We start from the raw sequence: 24,825 nt of genomic DNA on the forward strand, positions 1-24,825 counted from the left end.
GTGATGAAGGACCCGAACAACACGCGAGACACGGTCCCTCGGCGCGGATCGCCGCTGTGGGTCTACGTCGTCAGTGTCACTTCGGCCGGCATCGCGGCGCTCGCCGCCTCGGTCGCCTTCCTTCGCGGCGTCGACGTCCAGGAGCTGGTCCGTAACCCGCTCTTCTGGATTCTCGCCTGCCTGATCGTGCTCGGCGAGCTCAAGCCGATCGTCACGCCGGGCGCCACGGAGACGACCGGCGCCACGATCTCGACCACCTTCACGTTCGCGACCATGATCTACGCGGGCCTGCCCACGGCCCTGTTGTTCCATGCGTTCGCGGCCGCGGCCACCGGCGTCCTGCGCCGCCGTGCGCTGCACCGCACCGTCTTCAACGTCGGCCAGTACACCCTGAGCTTCACCGCGGCCGGCCTGACCCTGCTGGCCTTCGGCATCACGGCCTCGCCGAGTCACGTGTGGATCCCCGACGGAGCCGACCTGGTGCCGATGGCGCTCGCCGGCACGGCGTACTTCCTCGTCAACTCCGTGCTGGTCAACGGGGCGATCGCGTTCCACGAGCGCGGCTCGATGCTGAAGGCGATGCGCTGGAACCTCGGGCTCCAGCTGCTCGTCAACGCCGCGCTGCTCGGGCTGGCGCCCCTCGTCGCGGTGGCGATGAGCCGGTCGGCCGCGTTCATGCCGCTGTTCGTGCTGCCGTTCATCGCCGTCTACCTCAACGCCTCGGTCTCGGTCAGCCGCGAGCACCAGGCCATGCACGACGCCCTGACCGGCCTGCCCAACCGCAAGCTGCTGATCGTCCGTACCGAGGAGGCGCTCGCCGAGGCGCGCCACCGGGCCGAGCGGCGGGCGGCCCAGGGCCGGGGGGCCGACGAGGAGCCGCAGCAGCGGGTCGGCCTGTTCCTGCTGGACCTCGACCGTTTCAAGGAGGTCAACGACACGCTCGGCCACCCCACCGGCGACCGTCTCCTGCAACTGGTCGCGCACCGGCTGACGCACAGCGTCCGGCCCGGCGACCTGGTCGCGCGGCTCGGCGGCGACGAGTTCGCGGTGCTGCTGCCGTCCGTACGCGACGCGCGCGCCGCCCGCGAGGTGGCGGCCCGGCTGCGCGCCGCGCTGGGCGAGCCGGTCCGTCTCGACGGCAACTCCTTCGACCTCGACGGCAGTGTCGGCATCGCGCTCCACCCCGACCACGCGCCCGACTTCGAACTCCTGATGCAGCGCGCCGACGTCGCGATGTACGTGGCGAAGGAGAACCGCACCGGGGTGGAGATCTATTCACCCGACCGCGACCGCAACTCGCCCGAGCGCCTGGGCCGGCAGGGCGAGCTGCGCCGCGCCATCGACCGCGGTGAGCTCGAGCTGCACTACCAGCCCAAGATCTTCCTCGACGACGACCGCCCGGCCGGTATGGAGGCGCTGCTGCGGTGGCGGCATCCGACCAAGGGCCTGCTGCCCCCCGACCAGTTCCTGCCGATCGCCGAGCAGACGTACCTCATGCGCGGCATCACCGGCTTCGTGGTCGAGGCCGCCCTCGCGCAGGTGGCCGAGTGGTGGCAGGCCGGGCTGCCGGTCCAGGTCTCGATCAACGCCTCGGGGCGCGACCTGCTCGACTCGACGCTCACCGAGACGATCGCCTCGGGTCTGATGCGCCACGCCGTGCCGCCGCACGCGCTCCAGCTGGAGATAACCGAGCGGATCCTCATGACCAAGCCGGCCTACGCCGCCGACACGGTCGCCGCGCTCGCCAAGCTCGGCATCCCGCTCAGCCTGGACGACTTCGGCACCGGCTACTCCTCCCTCGTACGCCTGAGGAGCCTGCCGGTCGAAGAGATCAAAATCGACTCCTCGTTCGTGGGACGCCTGTGCGACACCGGTGACGACGCGGTGATCGTGCAGTCCATCGTGGATCTCGTCCGCACGCTCGGGCTCCGCTCGGTCGCCGAGGGCGTCGAGGACGCCGCGACCGCGGACCTCCTGCGCAAGATGGGCTGCGACGCGGCCCAGGGCTACCATTTCCGGCCGCCGATGACGGCCGACGACGCCACCGCCTGGCTGCGAGGGCGGTCACACCAGCTCGCCGCCCCGGAAGAGGCCGCCTGCTGACGATCAGCGCTGGGTAAACCGGTCGGTGCCAGGGGGCCACGCCCTCTAGGATTGAGACGAATCCATCGATCGCAGAAACGGTTTCCCTATGCCTGATGAGCACGCCGCCACGGGCTCCGCCGAAGAGCGAGCGTCCGGCGGTGCCATCACCCGCGACGAGGTCGCGCACCTCGCCCGGTTGTCCCGGCTGGCCCTCCGCGAGGACGAGCTCGACCATCTCGCCGGCCAGCTCGGCGACATCATCTCCGCCGTCGCGCGGGTCCAGGAGGTCGCGGCGCAGGACATCCCGCCGACCTCGCACGCGCTGCCGCTGACCAACGTCTTCCGCACCGACGAGGTGCGGCCGGGCCTCACGCCCGAACAGGCGCTCGCCGCCGCTCCGGCCGCCGAGCAGCAGCGCTTCAAGGTCCCGCGGATTCTCGACGAGGAGGCGTGATGAGCCGGACCGAGCGCAGTGGACGGATGAGGCACCAGCTCATCCGCGGAGCGAGTGAGGAGCCGGTGAGCGACCAATGAGCACCATCAAGAAGACCGCGGCCGAGCTCGCGGAGCTGTTCGCCTCCGGCGAGGCGTCGGCGGAGGAGATCGCGCGCGAGCACCTCGGCCGCATCAGGGCCGTCGACGGCGACGTCAAGGCGTTCCTGCACGTCGACGAGGACAACGTCCTCGCGCAGGCGCAGGCGGTCGACGCCCGCCGCGCGGCCGGTGAGCGGCTCGGCCCGCTCGCGGGCGTGCCCATCGCGCACAAGGACGTCTTCACCACCAAGGACATGCCGACCACCTGCTCGTCCAAGATCCTTGAGGGCTGGCAGCCGCCGTACGACGCGACGATCACGGCGCGGCTGCGCGAGGCGGGCCTGGTCATCCTCGGCAAGACCAACATGGACGAGTTCGCGATGGGCTCCTCCACGGAGAACAGCGCGTTCGGCCCGACCCACAACCCGTGGGACCTGACGAAGATCCCCGGCGGCTCCTCCGGCGGTTCCTCGGCGGCCGTCGCCGCGTACGAGGCGCCGCTCGCCACCGGCACCGACACGGGCGGCTCGATCCGTCAGCCCGCCGCGGTGACCGGCCTGGTCGGCATGAAGCCGACCTACGGCGGCTCCTCCCGGTACGGCGTCGTCGCGTTCGCCTCCTCGCTCGACACGCCCGGGCCCATGGCCCGTACGGTGCTGGACGCGGCCCTGCTGCACGAGGCGTTCTCCGGGCACGACCCGATGGACTCCACCTCGATCGACCGGCCCGTGCCCCCGGTGGTCGAGGCCGCGCGCCGCGCCGACGTCGAGGGCCTGCGGATCGGGGTCGTCAAGGAGTTCGGCGGCGAGGGCTACCAGCCGGGCGTCCTGGCGCGCTTCCGCGAGGCGGTCGAGTTGCTCGAGTCGCTCGGCGCGAAGGTCGTCGAGGTGTCCTGCCCGCACTTCGGCCACGCGCTGCCCGCCTACTACCTGATCGCGCCGTCGGAGTGCTCGTCCAACCTGGCCCGGTTCGACGCGATGCGCTACGGCCTGCGCGTCGGCGACGACGGCACCCGCTCGGCCGAGGAGGTCATGGCGCTGACCCGCGCCGAGGGCTTCGGGCCGGAGGTCAAGCGCCGCATCATGCTCGGCACCTACGCCCTGTCCAGCGGCTACTACGACGCCTACTACGGCAAGGCCCAGCAGGTCCGCACCCTCATCGCCCGCGACTTCGACGCCGCGTTCGAGCAGGTGGACGTGCTGGTGTCGCCGACCACGCCGACGACCGCGTTCCCGATCGGCGAGCGGGCCGACGACCCGATGGCGATGTACCTCGCCGACCTGTGCACGATCCCGTCGAACCTCGCCGGCAACGCCGCGATCTCGGTGCCCTGCGGCCTGGCCGACGAGGATCGCCTGCCGGTCGGCCTGCAGGTGATGGCGCCCGTGCTGGCCGACGACCGGACCTACCGCGTCGCCGCCGCCGTGGAGAGGGCCCTGCAGGATCGCTGGGGCGGCCCGCTGCTGGCGCAGGCCCCTGACCTCACGGAGGCTGTGAAGTGACCACCACGCTGGTGCCGTACGACGAGGCGCTGACCCGGTACGAGCCGGTGCTGGGCATCGAGACCCACATCGAGCTGGGCACCAAGAGCAAGATGTTCTGTGGCTGCTCCACCGAGTTCGGCGCCCCGCCGAACACTCAGGTCTGCCCGGTCTGCCTCGGCCTGCCGGGGTCCCTGCCGGTGACGAACCAGGCCGCCATCGAGGGCATCATCAAGATCGGGCTGGCGCTGAACTGCTCGATCGTGGAGTGGTGCCGGTTCGCCCGGAAGAACTACTTCTATCCGGACATGCCGAAGAACTTCCAGATCTCGCAGTACGACGAGCCGCTGTGCGTCGACGGCCACCTCGACGTCGAGGTCGACGGCGAGACGTACCGCATCGAGATCGAGCGGGTCCACATGGAGGAGGACACCGGCAAGTCGCTGCACGTCGGTGGCGCCACCGGCCGCATCCAGGGCGCCGACCACTCCCTGGTCGACTACAACCGCGCCGGCATCCCGCTCGTGGAGATCGTCACCAAGCCGATCGTCGCCACCGGTGACAAGGCGCCGCTCGTCGCGCGGGCGTACGCCACCGAACTGCGCGAGCTGGTCCGCGCCCTGGGCGTGTCCGACGTGCGGATGGAGCAGGGCTCGATGCGCTGCGACGTCAACGTGTCGCTCATGCCCGCCGGCTCCTCGGTCTGGGGCACCCGCTCGGAGACCAAGAACGTCAACTCCCTGCGCTCGGTCGAGCGTTCCGTACGCCACGAGATCGAGCGGCAGGCGGGCGTGCTCGACGCGGGGGAGCGGGTGATCCAGGAGACGCGTCACTTCCACGAGGACACCGGCACGACGACGAGCGGCCGGAGCAAGGAAGAGGCGCAGGACTACCGCTACTTCCCCGAGCCGGACCTGGTGCCGATGGCGCCGCCGCGCGAGTGGGTCGACGAGCTGCTGACCGACCGGCCCGAACTCCCCGCGGCCCGCCGCGCGCGGGTCCGTGCGGAGTGGTCCCTCAGCGACAAGGAGCTCCAGGACATCGTCAACGCGGGCGCGCTCGACCTCATCGAGGAGACTGTACGCGCCGGCGCGGAAGCCTCCGCGGCCCGCAAGTGGTGGATGAACGAACTGTCCCGCCGCGCCACCGAGCAGGGCGTCGAGCTCAGCGAGCTCCCGGTCACCCCGGCCGACGTCGTCCGCGTGAGCGCACTGGTCGCCGAGGGCGCGCTGAACGACAAGCTGGCCCGTCAGGTGTTCGACGGCGTCCTCGCGGGCGAGGGCACCCCGGACGAGGTCGTGGAGAAGCGCGGGCTGAAGATCGTCAGCGACGAGGGTGAGCTGTCCACCGTCATCGACGAGGTCATCGCCGGCAACCCGGACATCGCCGAGAAGATCCGAGGCGGCAAGGTCGCCGCGGCCGGAGCCCTGGTCGGCGCCGTGATGAAGGCCACCCGAGGCCAGGCCGACGCCGGCCGCGCCCGCGAGTTGATCATCCAGAAACTGACCGGCTGACACCGGCCCGCCGCGGCGCGGTTCCCGGAAACGGGCGCCGCGCCGCAGCGTGTCCGGACCATCTGCGGCGCCCCGCTCTGCCCGGTGGAGCGGCACTTTCTGGCACCGGTCCGTACGCGGAGCGGCGTCGACCTGCGCCACGGCACCACCGTGTCGGCCCTGGAGCGCCACGGGCGCCGCGTCATCGCCGCCCACACGCGAGCCGGCCGCCCGGCGGGCGCCTGCCGTGGCCGCTTGTTCCGAGCGCCGGTCAGGAAGCGGCACATTCCGTACGCGATGGGCGGTGTCGTCGCGGATGTGGGGCGTCGTCACGGTGGAGATGTCACGCCCACGGATCGAGCCGGAGCCCGCGCCGTTCCGCGTCGGCGACGGTCGCGTCCGGACCGGCAGAGTGTCGTACGGGAGACAAGGGCTGTCCCACACCCACCGATGATCAGGCCGAGAGCCGCGGTCAGCTCCTGCCGCCTTCTCGGCCGGCGACGAGCACCGCGACGCCGATGACGCCCGGGCTTCGCGCCGTCACGACGACCCCGCCGTGCTCGGCCGCCACCTGTGGTGCCGGGCGGGCCGTCGCCGGTGAGGTGGCCGACCCGGCTGGCGCGGTGTGGACGCCGCTGTCGCGAGTGCCGGGATCCGACGGCCGGACTCTCGGGCGGGGAACGCCACGCGATCCGCGCCTACCGCCTGGTCCTTCTCATCGGCGCCACGACCAGTCGGGCCGTCGCGGCCATATCACCCTGCCCGCGGCCTTCGGCCTGCTCCTCCGGGCCGCCGTCACCCGACTTGGGACACCGTTGCGGCCTGAGCGGGGTAGCAGTGCGCTGACCTGTAGGTTCGTCGCCGTGGGTAGCTGGTTTTGTGCACTAATCGAGTGCTCTAAGGTTGCCGGGTGGCCCACCTCCGCACCGTGAAGACCGCCTCGGGGGCGCGTGCGGTGCAGATCGTGTACTCCGACCGGAAGGGCTCGCGGGACACTGAGCACGTCGGGTCCGCGCACGACGACGTACGGTTCGAGCTTTTGAAGACGGTGGCCCGGCAGATGCTGACGGCCGGTCAGGATGAGCTGGATCTGGGGTTGCAGCCGCCGCCGGAGGCCGGTGGTCCGTTGCCGATCACTGGGTCGCGGATGGGGCACCTGTGGGACGCGCTGTCCGGCGCCTACGACGTGCTCGGCTTCGCCAAGGCTGCAGGCGGGGACGAGGTGTTCCGGCAGCTCGTGCTTGCGCGGATCATCGAGCCCACGTCGAAGCTTGACCCGCTGCGCGTGCTGGCCGAGGCCGGGATCGCCCCGACGTCGTATCGCACGCTCAAGCGCCGCCTGGCCCTCTACGCCGCCGAGGGGTGGCGAGAATCGCTGGCGGCCGCGTGTGCGAAGCAGGCCAGCCTCGGCTCGGCCACGCTCGTGCGCTACGACGTGACCACGCTGTACTTCGAGACGCACGAGGGTGACGGGTTCCGCGAGCCCGGGTTCTCCAGGGAACGCCGCCTGGAACCGCAGATCACCGTCGGTCTGCTCACCGACGCGAACAAGAAGGCGATCGAGGCCGAAGGGTTGTCGTTCATCCCCGGCGCGAAGACGCCCGAGGTGCCCTACCAGATCGGTAAGTGGCACCGGGAGCACCCGGGCGAGGCGATCCCGGACAGGTACGTGTTCACCCAACCGTGGCCGGCGCACCCCTCGGACAAGCGCCGCGACCAGGTGATCTACTACCAATCCGCCGCCGATCCCCTACCCGACGACCTCAACACCGCCCTCCAGACCAGCAAGAGCCGAGCCGCTCGCGCCGGCGAGACGTGCGTCGCGGGGCCGAACCCAGGAGGAGCACGTTGAACGTCTGGTGGAGTGCAACATCGCCGTCGTCCGGTCGATTCGCCGCTCCCGAAGTTGAAACGGACATGGCTGAACTCGTGGAAAGGTTCGAGTGGCTCCGCGCTCAGGGCCGCGGATACCTCGAGGTCCGGCGCGATGACGACTTTCCCGTGCTCACGATGGGCTTTCAGGACGGGGTGGCCGTCGTCCACCTCTTCACGAGCGCCGAGACCACCTGCCTACTACTCGGCGAGAGCGCAGCAGACGCGGAATCGACGCAGGTCCCCGTGATGGACGAGCCCGCCGAGTTCACCGCCGAGTTCGTTCACCGCCTTGACCACGCCTGGGAAGCTGTCCAGCAGTTCGTGCGCACAGGCGAGGTCACAGGCCTCGGACAGTGGTATGAGCTGTAGGCAAACGGCCGTTGGCCGACGCGGTCACGACCGGAGGCTTCCAACGGCTGTGGGCGGCTTGCGCGACGAACCGAGGGCGGCCGGCGCTGTGGTCATCCATGAGGCGTCACCCTGCGGGTTCCGTCACCGGGTGAGGGGCGGGGTCGGGGGCTGAGGGGCCGGGCTCGGACGGTTCGTCGCGGAAGGCGGCGCGGTGGGTCAGGAGGCGTTCGATCTCGACGTTGATCTCGGCGCCCAGCAAGATGATGTAGCACGACATGTACAGCCACGTCGCGATCGCCGCCGCGCCGGCCAGAGTCCCGTACGTCGAGCTTCTCCCGCCCGTGTCGGCGGTGTAGACGGCCAGCGCCACCGACATCACGGCCCAGGCCGTCATCGCGATGCCCGCGCCCCAGCGGACCGCGTGCCAGTCGGCGTTGTTGCGGTCCGTGCCGTAGCGGTACAGGAGGATCAGGCCGATCACCGCCAGGACGGCCAGCAGCGCGCAGCGGAGGGCGAAGCCCACGACGACGTCCGCGTCGTGCAGGCCGATCCTCGGCACCGAGGCCACCAGCCACAGCGCGCCCATCACCGTCACCAGTGCCCCGGCCGTCATGCCGACCGCGGTCGCGCGTTTGCGGATCACGTTGCGCGTGTCCTCCGCGTCGATCACGACGTGCAGGCCGTTGATGAGCGCGCCGAAGCCGCGGGAGCAGGTCCACAGCACGCCGAGGAGGCCGATGATCAGGCCCAGCGTCCGGCCCTGGCCGCTCATCGCGCTGACCGCCTCGGTCAGCTGGTCGGTCAGGGACCGCGCGACGGGGCGCGGCAGGACCGCGGCGAGCGGGCCGAGCTGTTCGCGGACCCACGCCGGTCCGGCGACCAGCGAGGCGACGGCCATCACTCCGATGAGCAGCGGCACGATCGACAGGATCGCCCAGAAGGCGACGCCGGCCGCGATCAGCCCGACGTTGTCCTCCTTGGCCTCCTTGCGTACGCGCTGCAGGACGACGATCCAGTCGCGGGCGGTGAAGCCCTCGCCGGGACCGGCGACCGCCCGGCGCATGGCGTCGGCGCTGAGGACCCGCCGCAAGAACAGCGTTATCCGCACATGCCGCTGATCTTCTGACATTGGATTGACGATAGGGGCAGAAGAGACACGGCGCCATACCGTTCGGTGACCGGGCGGTCACCAGGGAGGGTCAGGCGGCGGACGGGCGCCGCAGGTCCAGCAGGTCGGTGCCGGCCGACTCCCACAGCTCGAACAGCTCACCGGTCTCGTGGTCCCGCAGGTACGCCCCCTCCGGCCCGGTGATCGGCACCAGCGTGACGAACTGCAGGCTCAGCGTCCCGTCCGCGTCGCGGACCAGGTTGAACATCTCGTCCGCGTACGGGTGCGGCGCCGCCAGCAGTCCGCGGATCTCCGTGTCCGGCACCAGCGGCTCCTCGACGATCAACCCGTCGTCGTACTCCAGTTCGACGTCGCCGAGGACCGAGAGCCGGGCGAACCGCTCCACGAGCCGCTCGGCGTGCTCTTCCTGCCCCGGGCGTACGGAGCAGGCCAGCTCCAGCGGAAGCGGCGACTGCAGCATCCGGGAGCGCAGCCCGACGGTGACCACGCTCACCATCGACGGCGACGCGAAGAAGAACACACCGAGACCCAGGTCACGGCCGGAGTCGTTCTCCAGGGGGTGCGTGCGGAGGAAGGGGCCCAGATGGCGTTCGGCGTGCTCGATCACCTCACGGTCGTCCATCTGCGACAGCCTAGGACACCGAGGTCGGGAGGAATCGGTCACCGCCTCGCGCTGTGAGCCACCGGCCGGGCGAGGCGGTCGGCGTCGCCCAGCCAGCGTTCCAGGGCGTGGCGCAGTTCCCCGGTGCCGGCCCAGGCGACGTAGCCGTCCGGCCGCACCAGGAGAGGCCCGGTGACGGCGCCCTCCGGCCGCGCGGTGACGACGTCGAGGCGGTCCGCCCAGCCGGCGGCCGTCCTGCGTACGGCGGCGTCGTCCGTCAGATCGAGCAGCACGGCCCGGCCGCAGGCGAACAGGTCCCGGACCCCGGCGCCCGTGTCCAAGGTCAGGTCGGGCACGAACCGCCCGGCCATGCCGTCATCGCCGCCCAGGTCGTACCGGACGTCGACCGCCGAGAGCATCTCCGCCAGGTACCGGTTGACCTGCTCCAGTTCCATCAGGGAGGCGAACAGCTCATAGAGCGGCGTCGCGACGGGGTCGGGGTTCATGAGGCGCACCTGGGCCCGGGTGTTGTGCAGGACCCGGCCGGCCACCGGCCGGCGTTCGGCCGCATAGGTGTCGAGCAGTCCGTATGGCGCCCGGCCGCAGACCGTCGCGGCGAGTTTCCAGCCGAGGTTGGCGGCGTCCTGGAGGCCGAGGTTGAGCCCCTGGCCGCCGAAGGGCGAGTGGACGTGCGCGGCGTCGCCGGCCAGCAGCACCCGGCCGCGGCGGTAGTCGTCGGCCAGGCGTGTGTTGTCGGTGAAGCGGGTCATCCACCCGGGCTCGCCGGGGATCGTGATCGGACGCCCCACGATCCGGCTGAGACAGGACGACATCTCGGCGACGGTGACCGGCTCGTCGCGGTCGGCCGGTGGGCCGTCGAACTCCACGGCCAGCACCCTTCCGGGCAGCACCTGGAGCATCCCGCCGGGGCACCGGTGCCAGCCCATCCCCGGATCCGCGTGCAGGTCCGGCACGGCGACCTCGGCCAGCCGGCCCGTGATGGTCGGCGGGCTGCCGGGGAACGCGAAGCCGGCGAGCTTGCGGACCGTGCTGCGGCCCCCGTCGCATCCGACCACGTACGCGGCCCGCAGCGATTCACCGGCAGCGGACACGGTCACGCCCTCGCCGTCCTGGTCCAGGCCGGTGACCGTGACGCCACGGCGGACCACGGCGCCCAGCTCGGCGGCCCGCGCGCCGAGCACGGCCTCGACACCCGTCTGCGCGATCGAGAACATGCCGGGACGGCCGGCCTCCAGCGTGTCGAGGCGGATCGTGCGAATGCCGGCGAAGTGGGCACGCGGGACTCCGGCGCGGAAGGTGGGGGAGACGCCTCCGAACATCGGCACCCGTGCGACCTCCGCTTCGAGGCGCGGCAGCAGGCCGCGCAGCTCCATCGTCTCGGTGCTGCGGGCGTTCAGCCCGAACGCGCGCGAGTGCGGTGACGGCGCGGGGAGCGAGTCGAGCACCAGCACGCGCACACCGTGCAGGCCGAGCTCGGCCGTGAGCATCAGCCCGACCGGGCCGGCTCCGACCACGATGACGTCAGCGTCCATGAGGAATCTCCTTAACGCGTTAAGGCGAGTGGTGGCCCGAGAATCCCCTTAACGCGTTAAGGTGTCAAGCCGGGCCCGGCGGGGCCCGGCGACAGGTGAGGAGGACGGTCGGTTTGGCCATCGATCGGGACCTGGTGGTCCGTACGGCTCTGCGCATGCTCGACGAGGAGGGCCTCGAACGTCTGTCGCTACGGCGCCTCGCCGCCGAGCTGGACGTCAAGGCCCCCGCGCTCTACTGGCACTTCGCGAACAAGCGCGCGCTGCTCGACCACATGGCCGACGTCGTCCTCGCCCCGGCCCTTCCCGCGCTCGACGGCCCCGAGGACCCGGCCGGCTGGCCCGCCTGGCTTGCCCGTGTCGCCGAGCTCCTGCGCTCCCGGCTCCTCGAACACCCCGACGGCGCCCGGCTCGCCCTCGGCGCCGACCTGACCCGGGCCGGTGCCCTGTCGCGGTTCGTGGAACGAACGATCGAGGTGCTCCACGACGCGGGCTTCGACCTGGCCGACGCCTCCCGTGCCGCCGCGACGTTCATCTGGTTCGTCGTGGGCCGGACCGTCGAGGAACAGACGCTGCCCGACCCCGCCGCGATCCAGCGGCGAAGGGACGCGGAGCCGTCGATCCTGGCACGGGCGATGGCCGCGCGTTCGGCACCGGACGACCAGGACGTGTCCTTCCGCTTCGGCGTCCGCGTCATGATCGCCGGCCTGCGGGCTCTCCTCGCGGGCGGATAGCCCGCCCGCGTCAGGAGACCGGGATCACCAGGATCCGGTCATCCCCCTGAGCCGGGGAGCCCCGCCCGTCGCGGTTGCTCGTGCTGACCCACAGCGAGCCGTCGGGCGCGGTGACGACCGCCCGCAGGCGGCCGTACCGGCCCTCGAAGTGCGGCACCGGAGTGCCGGTCGTCCCGTTCGCGGTGACCGGTACCTGCCACAGCCGCCGCCCGGCCAGCGCGCCGGCCCACAGCGACCCGTGGTCGTAGGCCAGTCCCGACGGCGACGCCTCCGAGGTCCGCCACGTCAGCAGCGGCGGCGTGTACCGCCGGCGGTCGCCGCCGAATCCCTCGACCACCGGCCAGCCGTAGTCGTGGCCGGGCAGGATGCGGTTGATCTCGTCGAACCGGTCCTGGCCGAACTCCGTGGCGAACATCCGCCCCTGCGAGTCCCACGCGAGGCCCTGCACGTTCCGGTGCCCGTAGGAGAAGACGAGCGTGCCGTACGGGTTGCCGGGCGCGGGCCCGCCGTCGAGCGTCATCCGGAGGATCTTGCCGCCGAGGGAGGACCGGTCCTGCGCCAGCCCGCCGCGTCCGGTCTCGCCGGTCGAGGCGTAGAGGTAGTGGTCGGGGCCGAACGCGAGACGGCCGCCGTTGTGGATCCGGCCGCGCGGAATGCCCGTCACGATCGTCCGCAGGCCGCCGATGCCCTTGTCGTGATACTGGAACCGGGCGATCCGGTTGTCGGCGGAGGCGCTGTAGTAGACGAACACCCAGTGGTCCTTCGCGTACGACGGGGAGACGGCGACGCCGAGCAGGCCTCCCTCGCCGGCCGGTGACACGCCCGGGACGGTCCCGACGGTGGTGACCTTTCCCGCAGGGGTGACGCGCAGGAGGCGTGCGGTGTCCCGCTCGGTCACCAGGGCGTCACCGCCGGGCAGGAACGCGATCGCCCACGGCACCGACAGCCCCGTCACCAGGGCGCGCGGCGTCCCGAGCCGAACCCCGGAGGCCGACGCCGAAGCGGGGGGCGCCGATGACCTACCGGGTGACCCGCCGGACGAACATCCGGCGAGCGCCAGGGCGCACACGATGACGAGCGTGTTAAGCCTCACTTTGGTCAAATTCCCGTCTCAATCCGGAACGAAGTTCTCCGGCCCGAGTTGACTCTCCGTGGTCGTCGGCCGGGGTGGTGGGACAGGGCGATCCGTACCCCTCCATGCCGCATCGTCACACCTCGGCGTCACGGCCCGAGACCGACGGTCGTACGATCCTCTTCCACAGGGATCGGGAGGGTCAGTGAGAATCTGGGTGCCGGACCGCGAACTCGCCGACGCCGTCGAGGGTGTCGAGGGCGTGCACGCGCGGATCTACGACGGCCGGAGCGACGAGCCGCCCGGCGACCCGGCCGAGGTCGACGTCTACGTGCCGCCGTTCGTCGCGACTCCGCGCAGCCGCGAGATCGTGGCCGAGATGTCGAGCCTCCAGGTCATCCTGTTGCAGGTGGCGGGTGTCGACACGTTCCTGCCGGTGGTGCCCGAGGGCGTCATCCTGTGCAACGCCCGCGGCGTGCACGACGCGAGCACGGCCGAGTGGGTGGTCGGCGGCATCATCGCGGCCCAGCGGGAGTTCCCCGGCTTCCGCGACGCCCAGCGCGAGGGACGCTGGGACTGGCACATGACAGACGCCTTGACAGACCGCACCGTGATGATCGTCGGGTACGGCTCGGTAGGGGAGGCGATCGAGCGCCGTCTCACCCCGTTCGAGACGCGGATCATCCGCGTCGCCCGATCCGCCCGCGACGGCGTACACCCCGTGAGCGTGCTGCCCGAAATCCTGCCCGAGGCCGACGTCGTCGTCCTCATCGTGCCCTCGACCGCCGAGACCACGGGACTGGTCGACAAGGCGTTTCTGGCTCGCATGAAAGACGGAGCGTTGCTGGTCAACGCGGCGCGCGGCACCGTCGTGGACACCGGGGCGCTGCTGGACGAGGTGACCGGCGGCCGGCTCCGCGCGGTACTCGACGTGACCGACCCCGAGCCGCTGCCGGCCGGTCATCCGCTCTGGACGGCGCCCGGGGTGTTCATCACCCCGCACGTCGGCGGTTCCACCCCGGCGTCGCGCCGCCGGATCGTCGCGCTTGTTACTGACCAGGTCACACGGCTTGTCACGGGGGAGCCCCCGATCAACGTCATCAGGGGCGACTACTGATCGGGTAAACACTGCCCGGCGGGCCTTTGCCCGCCGGAGACCGATTACAGGCCGCTACGTTTCCTCTCCGGCCGTCATTTCCGGCAAAACGCCTAAAAGGTCAGGGTTGTGATTACTCACGGTGGCCATCCGTCGCCTGCTGGACGCCCGGCCTCAATCGCTCCGTGACATACGGCCCGTAGATTGAGCCGCGAAGCTGACCAGCCCGACCACCGCGCGGACCATGCCGGAAGACCCCGGCCTTGATTCGCGGGGTTCGCAACTCAAAACCCGGTGCCCCGCTCAGGCGGGACACCGCCTCGCAAGGATGACAAAGCACTTGACAGACCACCGGAGAACCGCCCGGGTTCGGTGGAGAACTCGGGAGTCATGTGCGCCCTGCGAGGCGTTTCCAGAGCGGGACGGCTAATGATCAAGTCGCGGGGAGCAAGTTAGATGACCGGGGAGGGAGCGGAGCGGCGGCGCTGGCACGTACCGGCACCGGTGCGGCCGTTCGGAGCGCTCGTGGCGCTCGCCTTGATCTATGCCCTCGCGCTCGGGCTGGGCTGGGGCGGAGGGCTGTCCGGAGCATGGCTCGCCGCGTGGGCCGCGGCCGCCGCCGCGTCGTCGCTCATGTACGCCGCCGTGCGCGCGCCCCAGACGGCCGCCGGAAAGATCGACCGGGACATGTGGCGGTGGTTCGGCGTGGCCGCGCTGGCCTGGTGCGCCGGCGCCACGGTGAACGCCGTCTCCCGGCTCGTGATCAGCCGCGCCGTCGTGACGGTCTCACCGGCCGACCTGTTCCTGCTGGTCGCGCCGATCGCGATCACCGCGGGCTTCCTCGCGCCGATACGCCTGCCGCGCAGCGCGCGCCCCTGGCTGCGCTACCTGGCCGACACCTACGTCTGCGCCTGCGCCCTGTTCGTGGTCGGCTGGGTCGCGATCTTCGATCGGCTCTACCACGCCTCCGGCGAGGGCTGGGGCCAGTTCCTCATCGAGCTGCGCTACCCGGTGCTGGACGCCGCGCTGGTCTGCGCGCTGTTCCCGATGGCCCTCGTGGCCGTACGGGCGAACCACCGGCCCGCCGCGCTCGCCTACTGCGCACTGCTCGTGCTGTCCGCGGCCGACGTGGTCTACGCCGTGCTCCGGCTCAACGACGACGCCACCCACGGCATCCCGGCCGACGTGGTCCGCGCGGCCGGACTGCTGCTCCTGGCCGCCGTGCCCTGGCTCGGGCGCGGGGAGGGACCGGCCGAGGACACGCGCCGGCCGCTGGTCGGGCCGGGCCTCGCGCCCGCCGCCACCGCCGCCGCGGCAGCGATCTTCGTGGCCGGCCACACGCTCACGGGCGCCCGCGGGCTGCGGCCGATCGTGCCGATCGTCGCGGGCTCGGCGGTGCTCGTCCTGCTCGCCCGCCTCGCCGAGCTCGTCCGCGAGAACGACCGCCTCGCCCGCGCCGCCGCGAGCGGCGAGGAGCACTTCCGCGCGCTCGCCGAGAGCATCAACGACGTCGTGCTCATCTGCGGCCTCGACGGCGTCGTGCAGTACGTCAGCGCCGGACCCCGCCGCTCGTACCACTACACCGCCGAGGACCTCCTCGGCCGCCCCGTGTACGACGTCGTCCACCCCGAGGACCTGCCGCGCGTCGTGGACGCGGTGACGGCCTTCCTCGACACCGACTGCGACCTCGACGTCGCGCGCATCGCCTGCCGCATCCGCGCCACCGACGGCACCTGGCTGCCCACCGAGTCGACCATCTCCCGGTACGGCCGGGCCGGTGACGGCACCGACCAGCTGCTGGTCACCACCCGCGACTTCAGCGAGCAGGTGGCGCTGGAGCGCCAGGTCGCCCACCTGACCTTCCACGACGGGCTGACCGGCCTGCCCAACCGCGCCTACCTCGAAGAACGCGCCCGGGAGAAGGTCGGACGCAGCCAGGGCCCGGTCGCGGTCGTCTTCGTCGACCTCGACGGGTTCACCGCCGTCAACGACTCCATCGGCCACGCCGGCGGCGACCAGCTGCTCGCCCAGGCGGCGCGGCGGCTCCGCGCGGGCGTGCTGGCCGACGACACGGTCGCGCGCTGGGGCGGCGACGAGTTCGCCGTGCTCATGGAGAGCGCGGCCGAGGTGCAGACCGTCGTCGACCTCGGCGAGCGTCTCCTGCGAGCCCTGGCCGGCGAGCCGTACCGCGTCGCCGACCGCGCCATCGTGCTCACGGCCAGCGTCGGCATCGCCTTCACCGAGGACTGCATCGAGGGCGCCGAGCTGATCCGCAACGCCGACATCGCGCTGTCGCGGGCGAAGGATCTCGGCGGCGGCCGGGTCGAGGTCTTCGCCGCCAAGATGCACGCCGACGTCATGCGCCGGCTCGAACTCGGCAGCGACCTGCAGCGCGCGCTCACCGAGCAGCAGTTCGCGGTGGAGTTCCAGCCCGTGGTCGAGCTGGCCACCTCGCGGGTCACCGGGGTCGAGGCGCTGGTCCGCTGGTGGCGGGACGGCGTGTCCGTGCCGCCCGAGGAGTTCATCGGCACCGCCGAGGAGTCCGGGCTCATGGTGCCGCTCGGCAACTGGGTGCTGCGCGAGGCGTGCGCCCAGGTGGCCCGGTGGCGGGAGAACGGCTGGGAGATCGGCCTGTCGATCAATCTCCGGCCGCGTGAGATCGCGGCGGCGCACTTCGTCGACTCGGTCGCGGCCGCGCTCGCCGACAGCGGGCTGCCGCCCGGCGCGCTGACGCTGGAGGTCAAGGAGGAGGTGCTGGTCGACGGCTCCGACGAGCTCATCGAGCGGTTGTCGGCCCTGCGCGACCTCGGCGTGCGCCTGGCCATCGACGACTTCGGCACCGGCTACGCCTCGCTCGCCTTCCTGCGGCAGCTCCCGGTCGACGTCATCAAGATCGACCCGTCGTTCGTGTCCGGGCTCGGCCGCGACGAGACGCTCACGCTGCTGACCCGCACCATCGCCCGGGTCGGCCGCGATCTCGGGCTTACGGTCGTGGCCGAGGGCGTCGAGCGGCCCGAGCAGCTCGAACTGCTCCGCGAGATGGGCTGCCCCCGGGGCCAGGGCTATCTCGTGTCCCGGCCGATGGCGCCGAGCGGCATCGAGGCGCTCGTGCAGCTCAATCCTCGCGGCGAGGCGTCCATCCCCCTCCACGGTTCGGTGATCTCCGCCAGCTGACCGGGGGACCGTTCGCCTGCGAACAGCTCCAATGTCGTTGACGACGCACCGTGATCTTCGCCATCCTTACCGTGATCCTTACCAAGATCATGACTTTCCCCCACAATGGCGAAGGAACTCCATATGCGCGCGCGACGACACCTCCTCGTCGCGGCAGCCGTAGGGCTCGCCGGTCTGGCGACCGGGCAGGCCTACGCTGCCTACCAGCCGAAACTCGTCCCCGTGACCCGGCAGCAGGCCTTCGCCGACGCGGCCAGGGTCGAACACGTCCCCCTCAGGCTCCTGCTCGCCGTCTCGTACCTGGAGTCGCGGTGGGACGCCAACCAGGGCCGGCCGAGCGTCAGCGCGGGGTACGGCCCGATGCACCTGACCGACGGCACGCTCGTCCCCGCCCGGGAGCACTTCTCCGGCGGCACCGAGGACCCGCGCGGCGACACGTCCCGGCCGAGACGCCGGCCCCGGGCGAGCGGCGTGCGCCCCGGCCACGTGGCGCAGACGTTGCAGCAGGCCGCCAAGCTGACCGGCGCGAGCGCCGACGACCTGCGCACCGACGCCACCGCCAACATCCGTGCCGGGGCCGCGCTGCTCGCGCACTACCAGCGCCGGCTGCGCAGGCCGCTCAGCTCGAACCCGTCCGCCTGGTACCAGGCGACCGCCCGCTACGGCGGCACGAGCTGGTTCGCCGACCAGGTCGTGAACGTCCTTCGCACCGGCGAGTCCCGTACGACCGACGACGGCCAGCGGGTCACGCTCGCCGCGACACCCGGCCTGAAGGCCGTCCGGACGGCCGCCAACGCCGCGCAGACCGAGTGCCCGCCCGACCTCGGCTGTGAGTGGATCCCCGCCCCGTACCAGCAGCTCGATCCGAAGGACCAGACGAAGTACGGCAACCACGACGAGGCGCGGCGCCCGCTGAGCCAGCGGATCCGCTACATCGTCATCCACGACACCGAGGGCGACTACGCCTCATCGGTCAAGCTGGCGCAGGACCCGACGTACCTCGCGTGGAACTACACGGTCCGCTCCTCCGACGGCCATGTCGCCCAGCACGTCAAGAACAAGGACATCGGCTGGCACGCCGGCAACTGGTACATCAACGCCAAGTCGATCGGCGTGGAGCACGAGGGCTTCCTCGCGCAGGGCGGCGCCTGGTACACCGAGGCGATGTACCGCGGCTCGGCGGAGCTGGTGCGCTACCTGACCCGTGAGTACGGCATCCCGGTGGACCGCGCGCACATCCTGGGCCACGACAACGTCCCGGGCGGCGTGCCGTCCGACGTCGCCGGCATGCACCAGGACCCCGGCCCGTACTGGGACTGGGCGCACTACTTCGACCTGCTGGGCCGGCCGCCGCACGCGACCGGCGGCGCGAACGCGGGCCTGGTCACCATCCGGCCGGACTACGCCACGAACACCGTCCCGTACACGGGCTGCGACGCGAAGAACCCGAGCGCCGCGTGCCCGGAGCACGGCGGCGGCGACGTCCTGCTCCGCACCGCGCCGTCCGCGGACGCGCCGCTCGTGAAGGACGTCGGCGCGCACCCGCCGAACGGCGACGCGACGATGAGCGTGTACGACTTCAGCGCGCGCGCCTCGACGGGCCAGACCTACGCGGTGGCCGGCCGGCAGGGCGACTGGACCGCGATCTGGTACCTCGGGCGGAAGGCGTGGTTCCACGACCCCGCGAGCGCACCCGCCGCCGTCGGCGCCCGCGGCCTGGTCGCGACGCCCAAGCCGGGAGCGAAGTCGGTGCCGATCTACGGGCGGGCCTATCCGGAGGCGTCGGCGTACCCGGCGAACATCCCGGTGCAGGACCTCACGCCGATGCAGTACACCTTCGCCGCGGGCCAGAGCTACCCGGTGGCCGACGTGGCGCGCGGCGAGTACGCCTACTCGAAGACCTTCGACCTGTCCACCCACGCCGTCGTGAAGGGCAGGTTGAAGTACTACGAGATCCAGTTCGGCCACCGCGTGTACTACGTGAAGGCCACTGACGTGGTGCTCAGACGCGTCTCGTGACGCGTGTCCGGAAGTGGAAAATTGCTGTGGTGTCTCGAATGATCGAAAGTCATTGACGAGGCCTCCGGGCTTCGGCACTCTTACCGCGACCCTCACCGTCAGCGGAGGCTGCCGATGCCCGTGCGACGTCATGCTCTCGTCGCGGCGATCGTGGCCCTGGCCGGTCTAGGTACCGGCCAGGCCCACGCCGCCCAGCAATCCAGTCCGGTCCCCACCACCCGGCAACAGGCCTTCGCCGACGCGGCGAAGGCCTACCACGTTCCCGAGAAACTGCTGCTCGCCGTGTCCTACCTGGAGTCGCGGTGGGACGCCAACCAGGGCCGGCCGAGCGTCGGCGCGGGCTACGGCCCCATGCACCTGACCGACGGCACCCTGACCTCCGCCGGAGAGCACCTGTCCGGCGGGGGTGAGGACCCCCGCGGCGACACGGCGCGCCCGGCGCTGCACCCGAAGGCGACGGCCGCTCCCGCCGCGAGCCCGGACGGGCAGACGCTCCAGCGGGCCGCCGGGCTCACCGGGACCGCCGCGACCACCCTGCGCACCGACCCCACCGCCAACATCAGGGGCGGCGCCGCCCTGCTCGCCCGCTACCAGCGCGACCTCGGCAGGCCGCTCGCCGCCGACCCCGCCGCCTGGTACCAGGCGACGGCCCGCTACGGCGGCACGGCCTGGTTCGCGGGCCAGGTCTACGACGTCCTGCGCACCGGCGAGTCCCGTACGACCGACGACGGCCAGCGGGTCACGCTCGCCGCCACGCCCGGGATCAAGCCGGCCGGGGCGGGCGCCGACGACCCGCGGACCGAGTGCCCGCCCGGCCTCGACTGTGAATGGGTGCCCGCGCCGTACCAGCAGCTCGACCCGAGCGACCCCACGAGCTACGGCAACCACGACCTGGGCGACCGGCCCAAGAGCCAGCGGATCCGCTACATCGTCATCCACGACACCGAGGCGGACTGGGCGACCACGCTGAAGCTCGCCCAGGACCCGACGTACCTCGCGTGGCACTACACCGTACGGTCCGACGACGGGCACATCGCCCAGCACGTCAAGACCAAGGACGTCGGCTGGCACGCGGGCAACTGGGACGTCAACGCCCGCTCGATCGGCATCGAGCACGAGGGCTTCCTCGCGCAGGGCGGCAGCTGGTACACCGAGGCGATGTACCGCAGCTCCGCGGCGCTGGTCCGGTACCTGACCAGGAAGTACGACATCCCGGTCGACCGGGCGCACATCCTCGGCCACGACAACGTCCCCGGCATCACGCCCGCCAACGTGCAGGGCATGCACGAGGACCCGGGGCCGTACTGGGACTGGGCGCACTACTTCACCCTGCTGGGCCACCCGCTCCACGCCACCGCCGGGCCGCGCTCGGGCATGGTCACGATCCTGCCGGACTATGACAAGAACGTCGTGCCGTACACCGGCTGCGACGCGAACGCTCCGAGCGCCCCGTGCCCGCCGCACGGCGGCGGATCGATCATGCTGCGTACCGCGCCCAGCGACGACGCGCCGCTCGTCAAGGACATCGGCAAGCACCCGCCGAACGGCGACGCGACGATGAGCGTGTACGACCACAGCGCGCGCGCCGCGACCGGCCAGACCTACGCCGTGGCGGACCGCCAGGGCGACTGGACGGCGATCTGGTACCTCGGCCAGAAGGCGTGGTTCCACGACCCGAAGAAGCAGCCCACCGCCGTCGGCGCCCACGGCTTCGTCGTCACGCCCAAGCCGGGCGCCGCGTCGGTGCCGGTCTACGGGCGCGCCTACCCGGAGCCGGAGGCGTACCCGGCGAACATCCCGGCGCAGAGCCTGGTGCCGATGCAGTACACCTTCGCCGCCGGCCAGAGCTACGCCGTGGCCGACACGGTGCGCGGGGAGTACGACTACTCCACGACCTTCGACGTGTCCACGCACGCCATCGTGCGCGGCAAGCTGAAGTACTACGAGATCCAGTTCGGCCACCGCGTCTACTTCGTCAAGACCGGTGACGTGGTGCTCAAGCGCGTCTTCTGAGGCGCCTGAGGGCCGCACCGCCCGCCGTGATCGCCCGATCACGGCGGGCGGTCTCGTATGCTGAGATTTGTAGTCCACAGATTTGACGTGAGGCGGCAAATTCGCCATGGTTGGGAACGTGAAACGCAATCTGATTCTCGTACTTGGTCGGCGCGCAGGCTGACCAGGTTCGACCGCTTGCGCGCTCCCCTCGACCGCCACCCGGCGCGAGGGGTTTTTTGTTGGCCATGACCCCTGGGCTCGTGACAGGCCGTGAGTGCACGATCACCGAGCCCGAGCCCTCAGGAGCACAAGGACTTGCGATGACCGAACGGATGACCGGAGCCCAGGCGCTCGTCAGAGCCCTGGAGCAGGTCGGTGTCGACACTGTGTTCGGAATCCCGGGAGGCACCATCCTCCCGGCGTACGACCCCCTTTTCGACTCCCAGCAGGTACGCCACATCCTTGTCCGTCACGAGCAGGGCGCAGGCCACGCCGCGGAGGGATACGCCCAGGCCACCGGCAAGGTCGGTGTCTGCATGGCGACGAGCGGTCCGGGCGCGACCAACCTCGTCACCCCGCTCGCGGACGCGTACATGGACTCGGTGCCGATCGTCGCGATCACCGGGCAGGTGGTGAGCGGTGCGATCGGCACGGACGCCTTCCAGGAAGCCGACATCGGCGGCATCACGATGCCGATCACGAAGCACAGCTTCCTCGTCACCGACCCCGCGGACATCGGCCGTACCATCGCCGAGGCGTTCCACATCGCCTCCACCGGCCGGCCGGGCCCGGTGCTGGTCGACATCGCCAAGGACGCGTTGCAGCGCGAGGTCGACTTCGTCTGGCCGCAGCCGATGCAGCTCCCCGGCTACCGTCCGGCGGTCCGGCCGCACGCCAAGCAGATCCGCGAGGCCGCCCGGCTCCTGGCCTCGGCGAAGCGGCCGGTCCTGTACGTCGGCGGCGGCGTGATCAAGGCCAGGGCCGCCGACGAGCTGCGTGCGCTCGCCGAGCTGACCGGCGCCCCGGTCGTCACGACCCTGATGGCCAAGGGCGCCCTGCCCGACAGCCATCCGCTGCACATGGGCATGCCGGGCATGCACGGTAACGTCGGCGCGGTCGGCGCCCTCCAGCAGTCCGACCTGCTCGTCGCGCTGGGCGCCCGCTTCGACGACCGCGTGACCGGCCGGCTCGACACCTTCGCCCCCGACGCGAAGGTCGTGCACGCCGACATCGACCCGGCCGAGATCTCCAAGAACCGCCACGCCGACGTGCCCATCGTCGGCGACTGCCGCGACGTGCTCACCGACCTGATCACCGCGGTGCGGAACGAGCACGCCGCCGGCCGCAAGGGTGACCACGCGGACTGGTGGCGCCAGCTCAGCGCGTGGCGCGAGACGTACCCGCTGGGCTACGAGACGCCGGCCGACGGGTCGCTGGCACCGCAGCAGGTCATCCAGCGCATCGGGCAGATCGCCGGTCCGGACGCGCTGTACGTCGCGGGGGTGGGCCAGCACCAGATGTGGACCGCCCAGTTCATCGGCTACGAGCGGCCCGGCGCGTTCATCAACTCCGGCGGGCTGGGGACGATGGGCTTCGCGGTGCCGGCCGCGATGGGCGTCAAGCAGGGGCGGCCGGACACCACGGTCTGGGCGATCGACGGCGACGGCTGCTTCCAGATGACCAACCAGGAGCTCGCCACCTGCGCCATCGAGGGCATCCCGATCAAGGTCGCCGTGATCAACAACGGTAACCTCGGCATGATCCGGCAGTGGCAGACGCTGTTCTACAACGAGCGGTACTCCAACTCCGACCTGCAGTCCCGGCGGATCCCGGACTTCGTCAAACTGGCGGAGGCGTACGGCTGCGTGGGACTGCGGTGCGACAACGCGGCCGACGTGGATGCCACGATCAACAAGGCCATGGAGATCAACGACGTGCCCGTCGTGATCGACTTCATCGTCCACCAGGACGCGATGGTCTGGCCGATGGTCGCCGCCGGCACGAGCAACGACGACATCAAGATCGCGCGAGACCTGGCGCCGGAGTGGGGGAGCGATGACTGAGCTGGGAGAGAACACGAGATGAGCAGGCATACGCTTTCGGTGCTGGTCGAGAACACGCCGGGCATCCTGGCGCGTGTGGCGGCGCTCTTCTCCCGCCGCGGCTTCAACATCGACTCACTGGCCGTCGGCACGACCGAGCACCCGGAGATCTCCCGGATGACGATCGTGGTCAACGTCGAGGAACGCCCGCTCGAGCAGGTGACCAAGCAGCTCAACAAGCTGATCAACGTCATCAAGATCGTCGAGCTCGACCCGGCGGCGTCGGTTCAGCGCGAGCTCGTTCTGATCAAGGTCCGTGCCGACCACGAGACCCGTTCCCAGGTGCTGGAGACCGTCGAACTCTTCCGCGCCCGGGTCGTCGACGTGGCCCCGGACGCGGTGACGGTCGAGGCGACTGGTAGCAAGGACAAGCTCGAAGCCCTGATCCGGGTGCTCGAACCCTTCGGCATCAAGGAACTCGTGCAGTCGGGCATGGTCGCCATCGGCCGAGGTGCCCGTTCCATCACCGACCGCTCGCTGCGCGCCATCGAGCGCAGCGCGTGAGCCGTTTTTTCAGAGAGGTAAAGGCAAGTGGCTGAGATCTACTACGACAAGGACGCCGACCTGAGCGTCATCCAGGACCGCCATGTCGCGGTGCTCGGATACGGCAGCCAGGGACACGCGCACGCGCTCTCGCTGCGCGACTCCGGCGTCGACGTCCGCGTCGGCCTGCCGAAGGACTCCAAGAGCCGCGAGAAGGCCGAGAACGACGGCCTGCGCGTGGTCACGCCGGAAGAGGCGTGTGAAGAGGCCAACGTCACGATGGTGCTCATCCCCGACCACCTGCAGCGCGAGCTGTACACCTCGGCGATCGCGCCGTCGCTGGTCGAGGGCGACGCGCTGTTCTTCGGCCACGGCCTCAACATCCGCTACGGCCTCATCGAGCCGCCCGAGGGCGTCGACATCTGCATGGTCGCCCCCAAGGGCCCGGGCCACCTGGTCCGTCGCCAGTACACCGAGGGCCGCGGCGTGCCGGTACTCGTCGCCGTCGAGCGCGACGCCACCGGCAACGCCTGGCCGCTCACGCTCTCGTACGCCAAGGCCATCGGCGGCACCCGTCCGGGCGCGCTCAAGACGACCTTCACCGAGGAGACCGAGACCGACCTGTTCGGCGAGCAGGCCGTGCTCTGCGGCGGCGTGTCCGAGCTGATCAAGGCCGGGTTCCAGACGCTCGTCGAGGCCGGCTACCAGCCGGAGGCGGCCTACTTCGAGTGCCTGCACGAGATGAAGCTGATCGTCGACCTGATGTACGAGGGCGGCCTGTCCAAGATGCGCTGGTCGATCTCGGACACCGCCGAGTTCGGCGACTACACCCGCGGCCCGCGCATCGTCACCGACGCCACCCGCGAGGAGATGCGCAAGATCCTCGGCGAGATCAAGGACGGCACCTTCGCGAAGGAGCTCGTCGAGGAGTTCGACGGCGGCCGCAAGAACTTCCTCAAGCGCCGCGAGGAAGAGCAGAACTCGCCGATCGAGCAGACCGGCGCCAAGCTCCGCCCGATGATGTCCTGGCTCCAGGACGACTGATCTCTTT

Annotated in this window: 17 protein-coding genes and 1 pseudogene; 14 read left to right on the top strand and 4 right to left on the bottom strand. The window is 71.1% G+C overall.

Annotation, left to right across the window (positions count from 1 at the left end):
- Positions 1 to 3: 3 nt before the first annotated feature.
- The 6 genes and pseudogenes from ACQEV1_RS15230 to ACQEV1_RS15255 all read left to right on the top strand — a co-directional run bounded on the left by ACQEV1_RS15230 (position 4) and on the right by ACQEV1_RS15255 (position 7,837).
- Positions 4 to 2,103 (top strand): putative bifunctional diguanylate cyclase/phosphodiesterase, encoded by a 2,100-nt coding sequence (locus ACQEV1_RS15230; RefSeq protein ID WP_433394478.1) that lies wholly within the window; start codon positions 4 to 6, stop codon positions 2,101 to 2,103.
- 88 nt (positions 2,104 to 2,191) lie between these two features.
- Positions 2,192 to 2,539, top strand: a complete 348-nt coding sequence (gene gatC / locus ACQEV1_RS15235) for an Asp-tRNA(Asn)/Glu-tRNA(Gln) amidotransferase subunit GatC (RefSeq protein WP_285617935.1) — start codon at positions 2,192 to 2,194, stop codon at positions 2,537 to 2,539.
- Between the two features lie 76 nt (positions 2,540 to 2,615).
- Positions 2,616 to 4,121 (top strand): Asp-tRNA(Asn)/Glu-tRNA(Gln) amidotransferase subunit GatA, encoded by a 1,506-nt coding sequence (gatA, locus tag ACQEV1_RS15240; RefSeq protein ID WP_433394480.1) that lies wholly within the window; start codon positions 2,616 to 2,618, stop codon positions 4,119 to 4,121.
- A complete protein-coding gene (gatB, locus tag ACQEV1_RS15245; protein ID WP_433394482.1) occupies positions 4,118 to 5,614 on the top strand; it encodes an Asp-tRNA(Asn)/Glu-tRNA(Gln) amidotransferase subunit GatB in 1,497 nt (498 codons plus the stop codon). Before gatA ends, gatB begins: the two co-directional genes overlap by 4 nt.
- An 889-nt stretch (positions 5,615 to 6,503) precedes the next feature.
- A pseudogene (locus ACQEV1_RS15250) lies at positions 6,504 to 7,340 on the top strand (IS1634 family transposase); the annotation flags it as partial.
- A gap of 101 nt (positions 7,341 to 7,441) precedes the next feature.
- Complete coding sequence (locus ACQEV1_RS15255; protein ID WP_433394484.1) at positions 7,442 to 7,837, top strand: hypothetical protein; 396 nt, start codon at positions 7,442 to 7,444, stop codon at positions 7,835 to 7,837.
- 106 nt (positions 7,838 to 7,943) lie between these two features.
- Here ACQEV1_RS15255 and ACQEV1_RS15260 read toward each other — a convergent pair whose 3' ends face one another.
- The 3 genes from ACQEV1_RS15260 to ACQEV1_RS15270 form a co-directional block, all read right to left on the bottom strand.
- Positions 7,944 to 8,948, bottom strand: coding sequence for a YihY/virulence factor BrkB family protein (locus ACQEV1_RS15260; protein ID WP_433394486.1), 1,005 nt, complete (start codon positions 8,946 to 8,948; stop codon positions 7,944 to 7,946).
- A gap of 70 nt (positions 8,949 to 9,018) precedes the next feature.
- On the bottom strand, positions 9,019 to 9,570 hold the full coding sequence (locus ACQEV1_RS15265; RefSeq protein ID WP_285617931.1) for a suppressor of fused domain protein: 552 nt from the start codon (positions 9,568 to 9,570) through the stop codon (positions 9,019 to 9,021).
- A 38-nt stretch (positions 9,571 to 9,608) separates the two neighbouring features.
- A complete protein-coding gene (locus ACQEV1_RS15270; RefSeq protein ID WP_433394488.1) occupies positions 9,609 to 11,102 on the bottom strand; it encodes an FAD-dependent monooxygenase in 1,494 nt (497 codons plus the stop codon).
- Between the two features lie 113 nt (positions 11,103 to 11,215).
- On the opposite strand from ACQEV1_RS15270, the gene ACQEV1_RS15275 reads away from it, so the two are divergent.
- A complete protein-coding gene (locus ACQEV1_RS15275) occupies positions 11,216 to 11,833 on the top strand; it encodes a TetR/AcrR family transcriptional regulator C-terminal domain-containing protein (protein WP_433394490.1) in 618 nt (205 codons plus the stop codon).
- Positions 11,834 to 11,843: 10 nt separating this feature from the next.
- On the opposite strand, the gene ACQEV1_RS15280 is transcribed toward ACQEV1_RS15275, so the two are convergent.
- Positions 11,844 to 12,926, bottom strand: coding sequence for a PQQ-dependent sugar dehydrogenase (locus ACQEV1_RS15280; RefSeq protein WP_433394492.1), 1,083 nt, complete (start codon positions 12,924 to 12,926; stop codon positions 11,844 to 11,846).
- A 184-nt stretch (positions 12,927 to 13,110) separates the two neighbouring features.
- Here ACQEV1_RS15280 and ACQEV1_RS15285 point away from each other — a divergent pair, with 184 nt between their 5' ends.
- From ACQEV1_RS15285 to ilvC, 7 genes are all read left to right on the top strand, one after another.
- A complete protein-coding gene (locus ACQEV1_RS15285) occupies positions 13,111 to 14,022 on the top strand; it encodes a 2-hydroxyacid dehydrogenase (RefSeq protein WP_433394494.1) in 912 nt (303 codons plus the stop codon).
- A 435-nt stretch (positions 14,023 to 14,457) separates the two neighbouring features.
- Entirely contained in the window at positions 14,458 to 17,175 is a 2,718-nt protein-coding gene (locus ACQEV1_RS15290) for a putative bifunctional diguanylate cyclase/phosphodiesterase (protein WP_285617928.1), read from the top strand.
- Positions 17,176 to 17,298: 123 nt separating this feature from the next.
- Positions 17,299 to 19,194: an N-acetylmuramoyl-L-alanine amidase gene (locus ACQEV1_RS15295; RefSeq protein ID WP_433394496.1), complete on the top strand. Its 1,896-nt coding sequence runs from the start codon at positions 17,299 to 17,301 to the stop codon at positions 19,192 to 19,194.
- A gap of 114 nt (positions 19,195 to 19,308) precedes the next feature.
- Positions 19,309 to 21,207 (top strand): N-acetylmuramoyl-L-alanine amidase, encoded by a 1,899-nt coding sequence (locus ACQEV1_RS15300; RefSeq protein WP_433394498.1) that lies wholly within the window; start codon positions 19,309 to 19,311, stop codon positions 21,205 to 21,207.
- A 227-nt stretch (positions 21,208 to 21,434) separates the two neighbouring features.
- Positions 21,435 to 23,252: an acetolactate synthase large subunit gene (locus tag ACQEV1_RS15305; protein ID WP_285617925.1), complete on the top strand. Its 1,818-nt coding sequence runs from the start codon at positions 21,435 to 21,437 to the stop codon at positions 23,250 to 23,252.
- An 18-nt stretch (positions 23,253 to 23,270) separates the two neighbouring features.
- On the top strand, positions 23,271 to 23,795 hold the full coding sequence (gene ilvN / locus ACQEV1_RS15310; protein WP_285569495.1) for an acetolactate synthase small subunit: 525 nt from the start codon (positions 23,271 to 23,273) through the stop codon (positions 23,793 to 23,795).
- A 36-nt stretch (positions 23,796 to 23,831) separates the two neighbouring features.
- Entirely contained in the window at positions 23,832 to 24,818 is a 987-nt protein-coding gene (gene ilvC, locus ACQEV1_RS15315) for a ketol-acid reductoisomerase (RefSeq protein ID WP_285571326.1), read from the top strand.
- Positions 24,819 to 24,825 lie beyond the last annotated feature (7 nt).

This window comes from Actinoallomurus sp. CA-142502 (genome assembly GCF_050936355.1).
Lineage (GTDB): Bacteria > Actinomycetota > Actinomycetes > Streptosporangiales > Streptosporangiaceae > Actinoallomurus > Actinoallomurus iriomotensis.

Bases quoted from the DNA above. Each gene is read 5' to 3' on its own strand.
- ACQEV1_RS15230 (WP_433394478.1), top strand. From the start codon at position 4: ATGAAGGACCCGAACAACACGCGAGACACGGTCCCTCGGCGCGGATCG.
- gatC (WP_285617935.1), top strand. From the start codon at position 2,192: ATGCCTGATGAGCACGCCGCCACGGGCTCCGCCGAAGAGCGAGCGTCC.
- gatA (WP_433394480.1), top strand. From the start codon at position 2,616: ATGAGCACCATCAAGAAGACCGCGGCCGAGCTCGCGGAGCTGTTCGCC.
- ACQEV1_RS15260 (WP_433394486.1), bottom strand. From the start codon at position 8,948: ATGTCAGAAGATCAGCGGCATGTGCGGATAACGCTGTTCTTGCGGCGG.
- ACQEV1_RS15265 (WP_285617931.1), bottom strand. From the start codon at position 9,570: ATGGACGACCGTGAGGTGATCGAGCACGCCGAACGCCATCTGGGCCCC.
- ACQEV1_RS15270 (WP_433394488.1), bottom strand. From the start codon at position 11,102: ATGGACGCTGACGTCATCGTGGTCGGAGCCGGCCCGGTCGGGCTGATG.
- ACQEV1_RS15290 (WP_285617928.1), top strand. From the start codon at position 14,458: ATGACCGGGGAGGGAGCGGAGCGGCGGCGCTGGCACGTACCGGCACCG.
- ACQEV1_RS15295 (WP_433394496.1), top strand. From the start codon at position 17,299: ATGCGCGCGCGACGACACCTCCTCGTCGCGGCAGCCGTAGGGCTCGCC.
- ACQEV1_RS15300 (WP_433394498.1), top strand. From the start codon at position 19,309: ATGCCCGTGCGACGTCATGCTCTCGTCGCGGCGATCGTGGCCCTGGCC.
- ACQEV1_RS15305 (WP_285617925.1), top strand. From the start codon at position 21,435: ATGACCCCTGGGCTCGTGACAGGCCGTGAGTGCACGATCACCGAGCCC.
- ilvN (WP_285569495.1), top strand. From the start codon at position 23,271: ATGAGCAGGCATACGCTTTCGGTGCTGGTCGAGAACACGCCGGGCATC.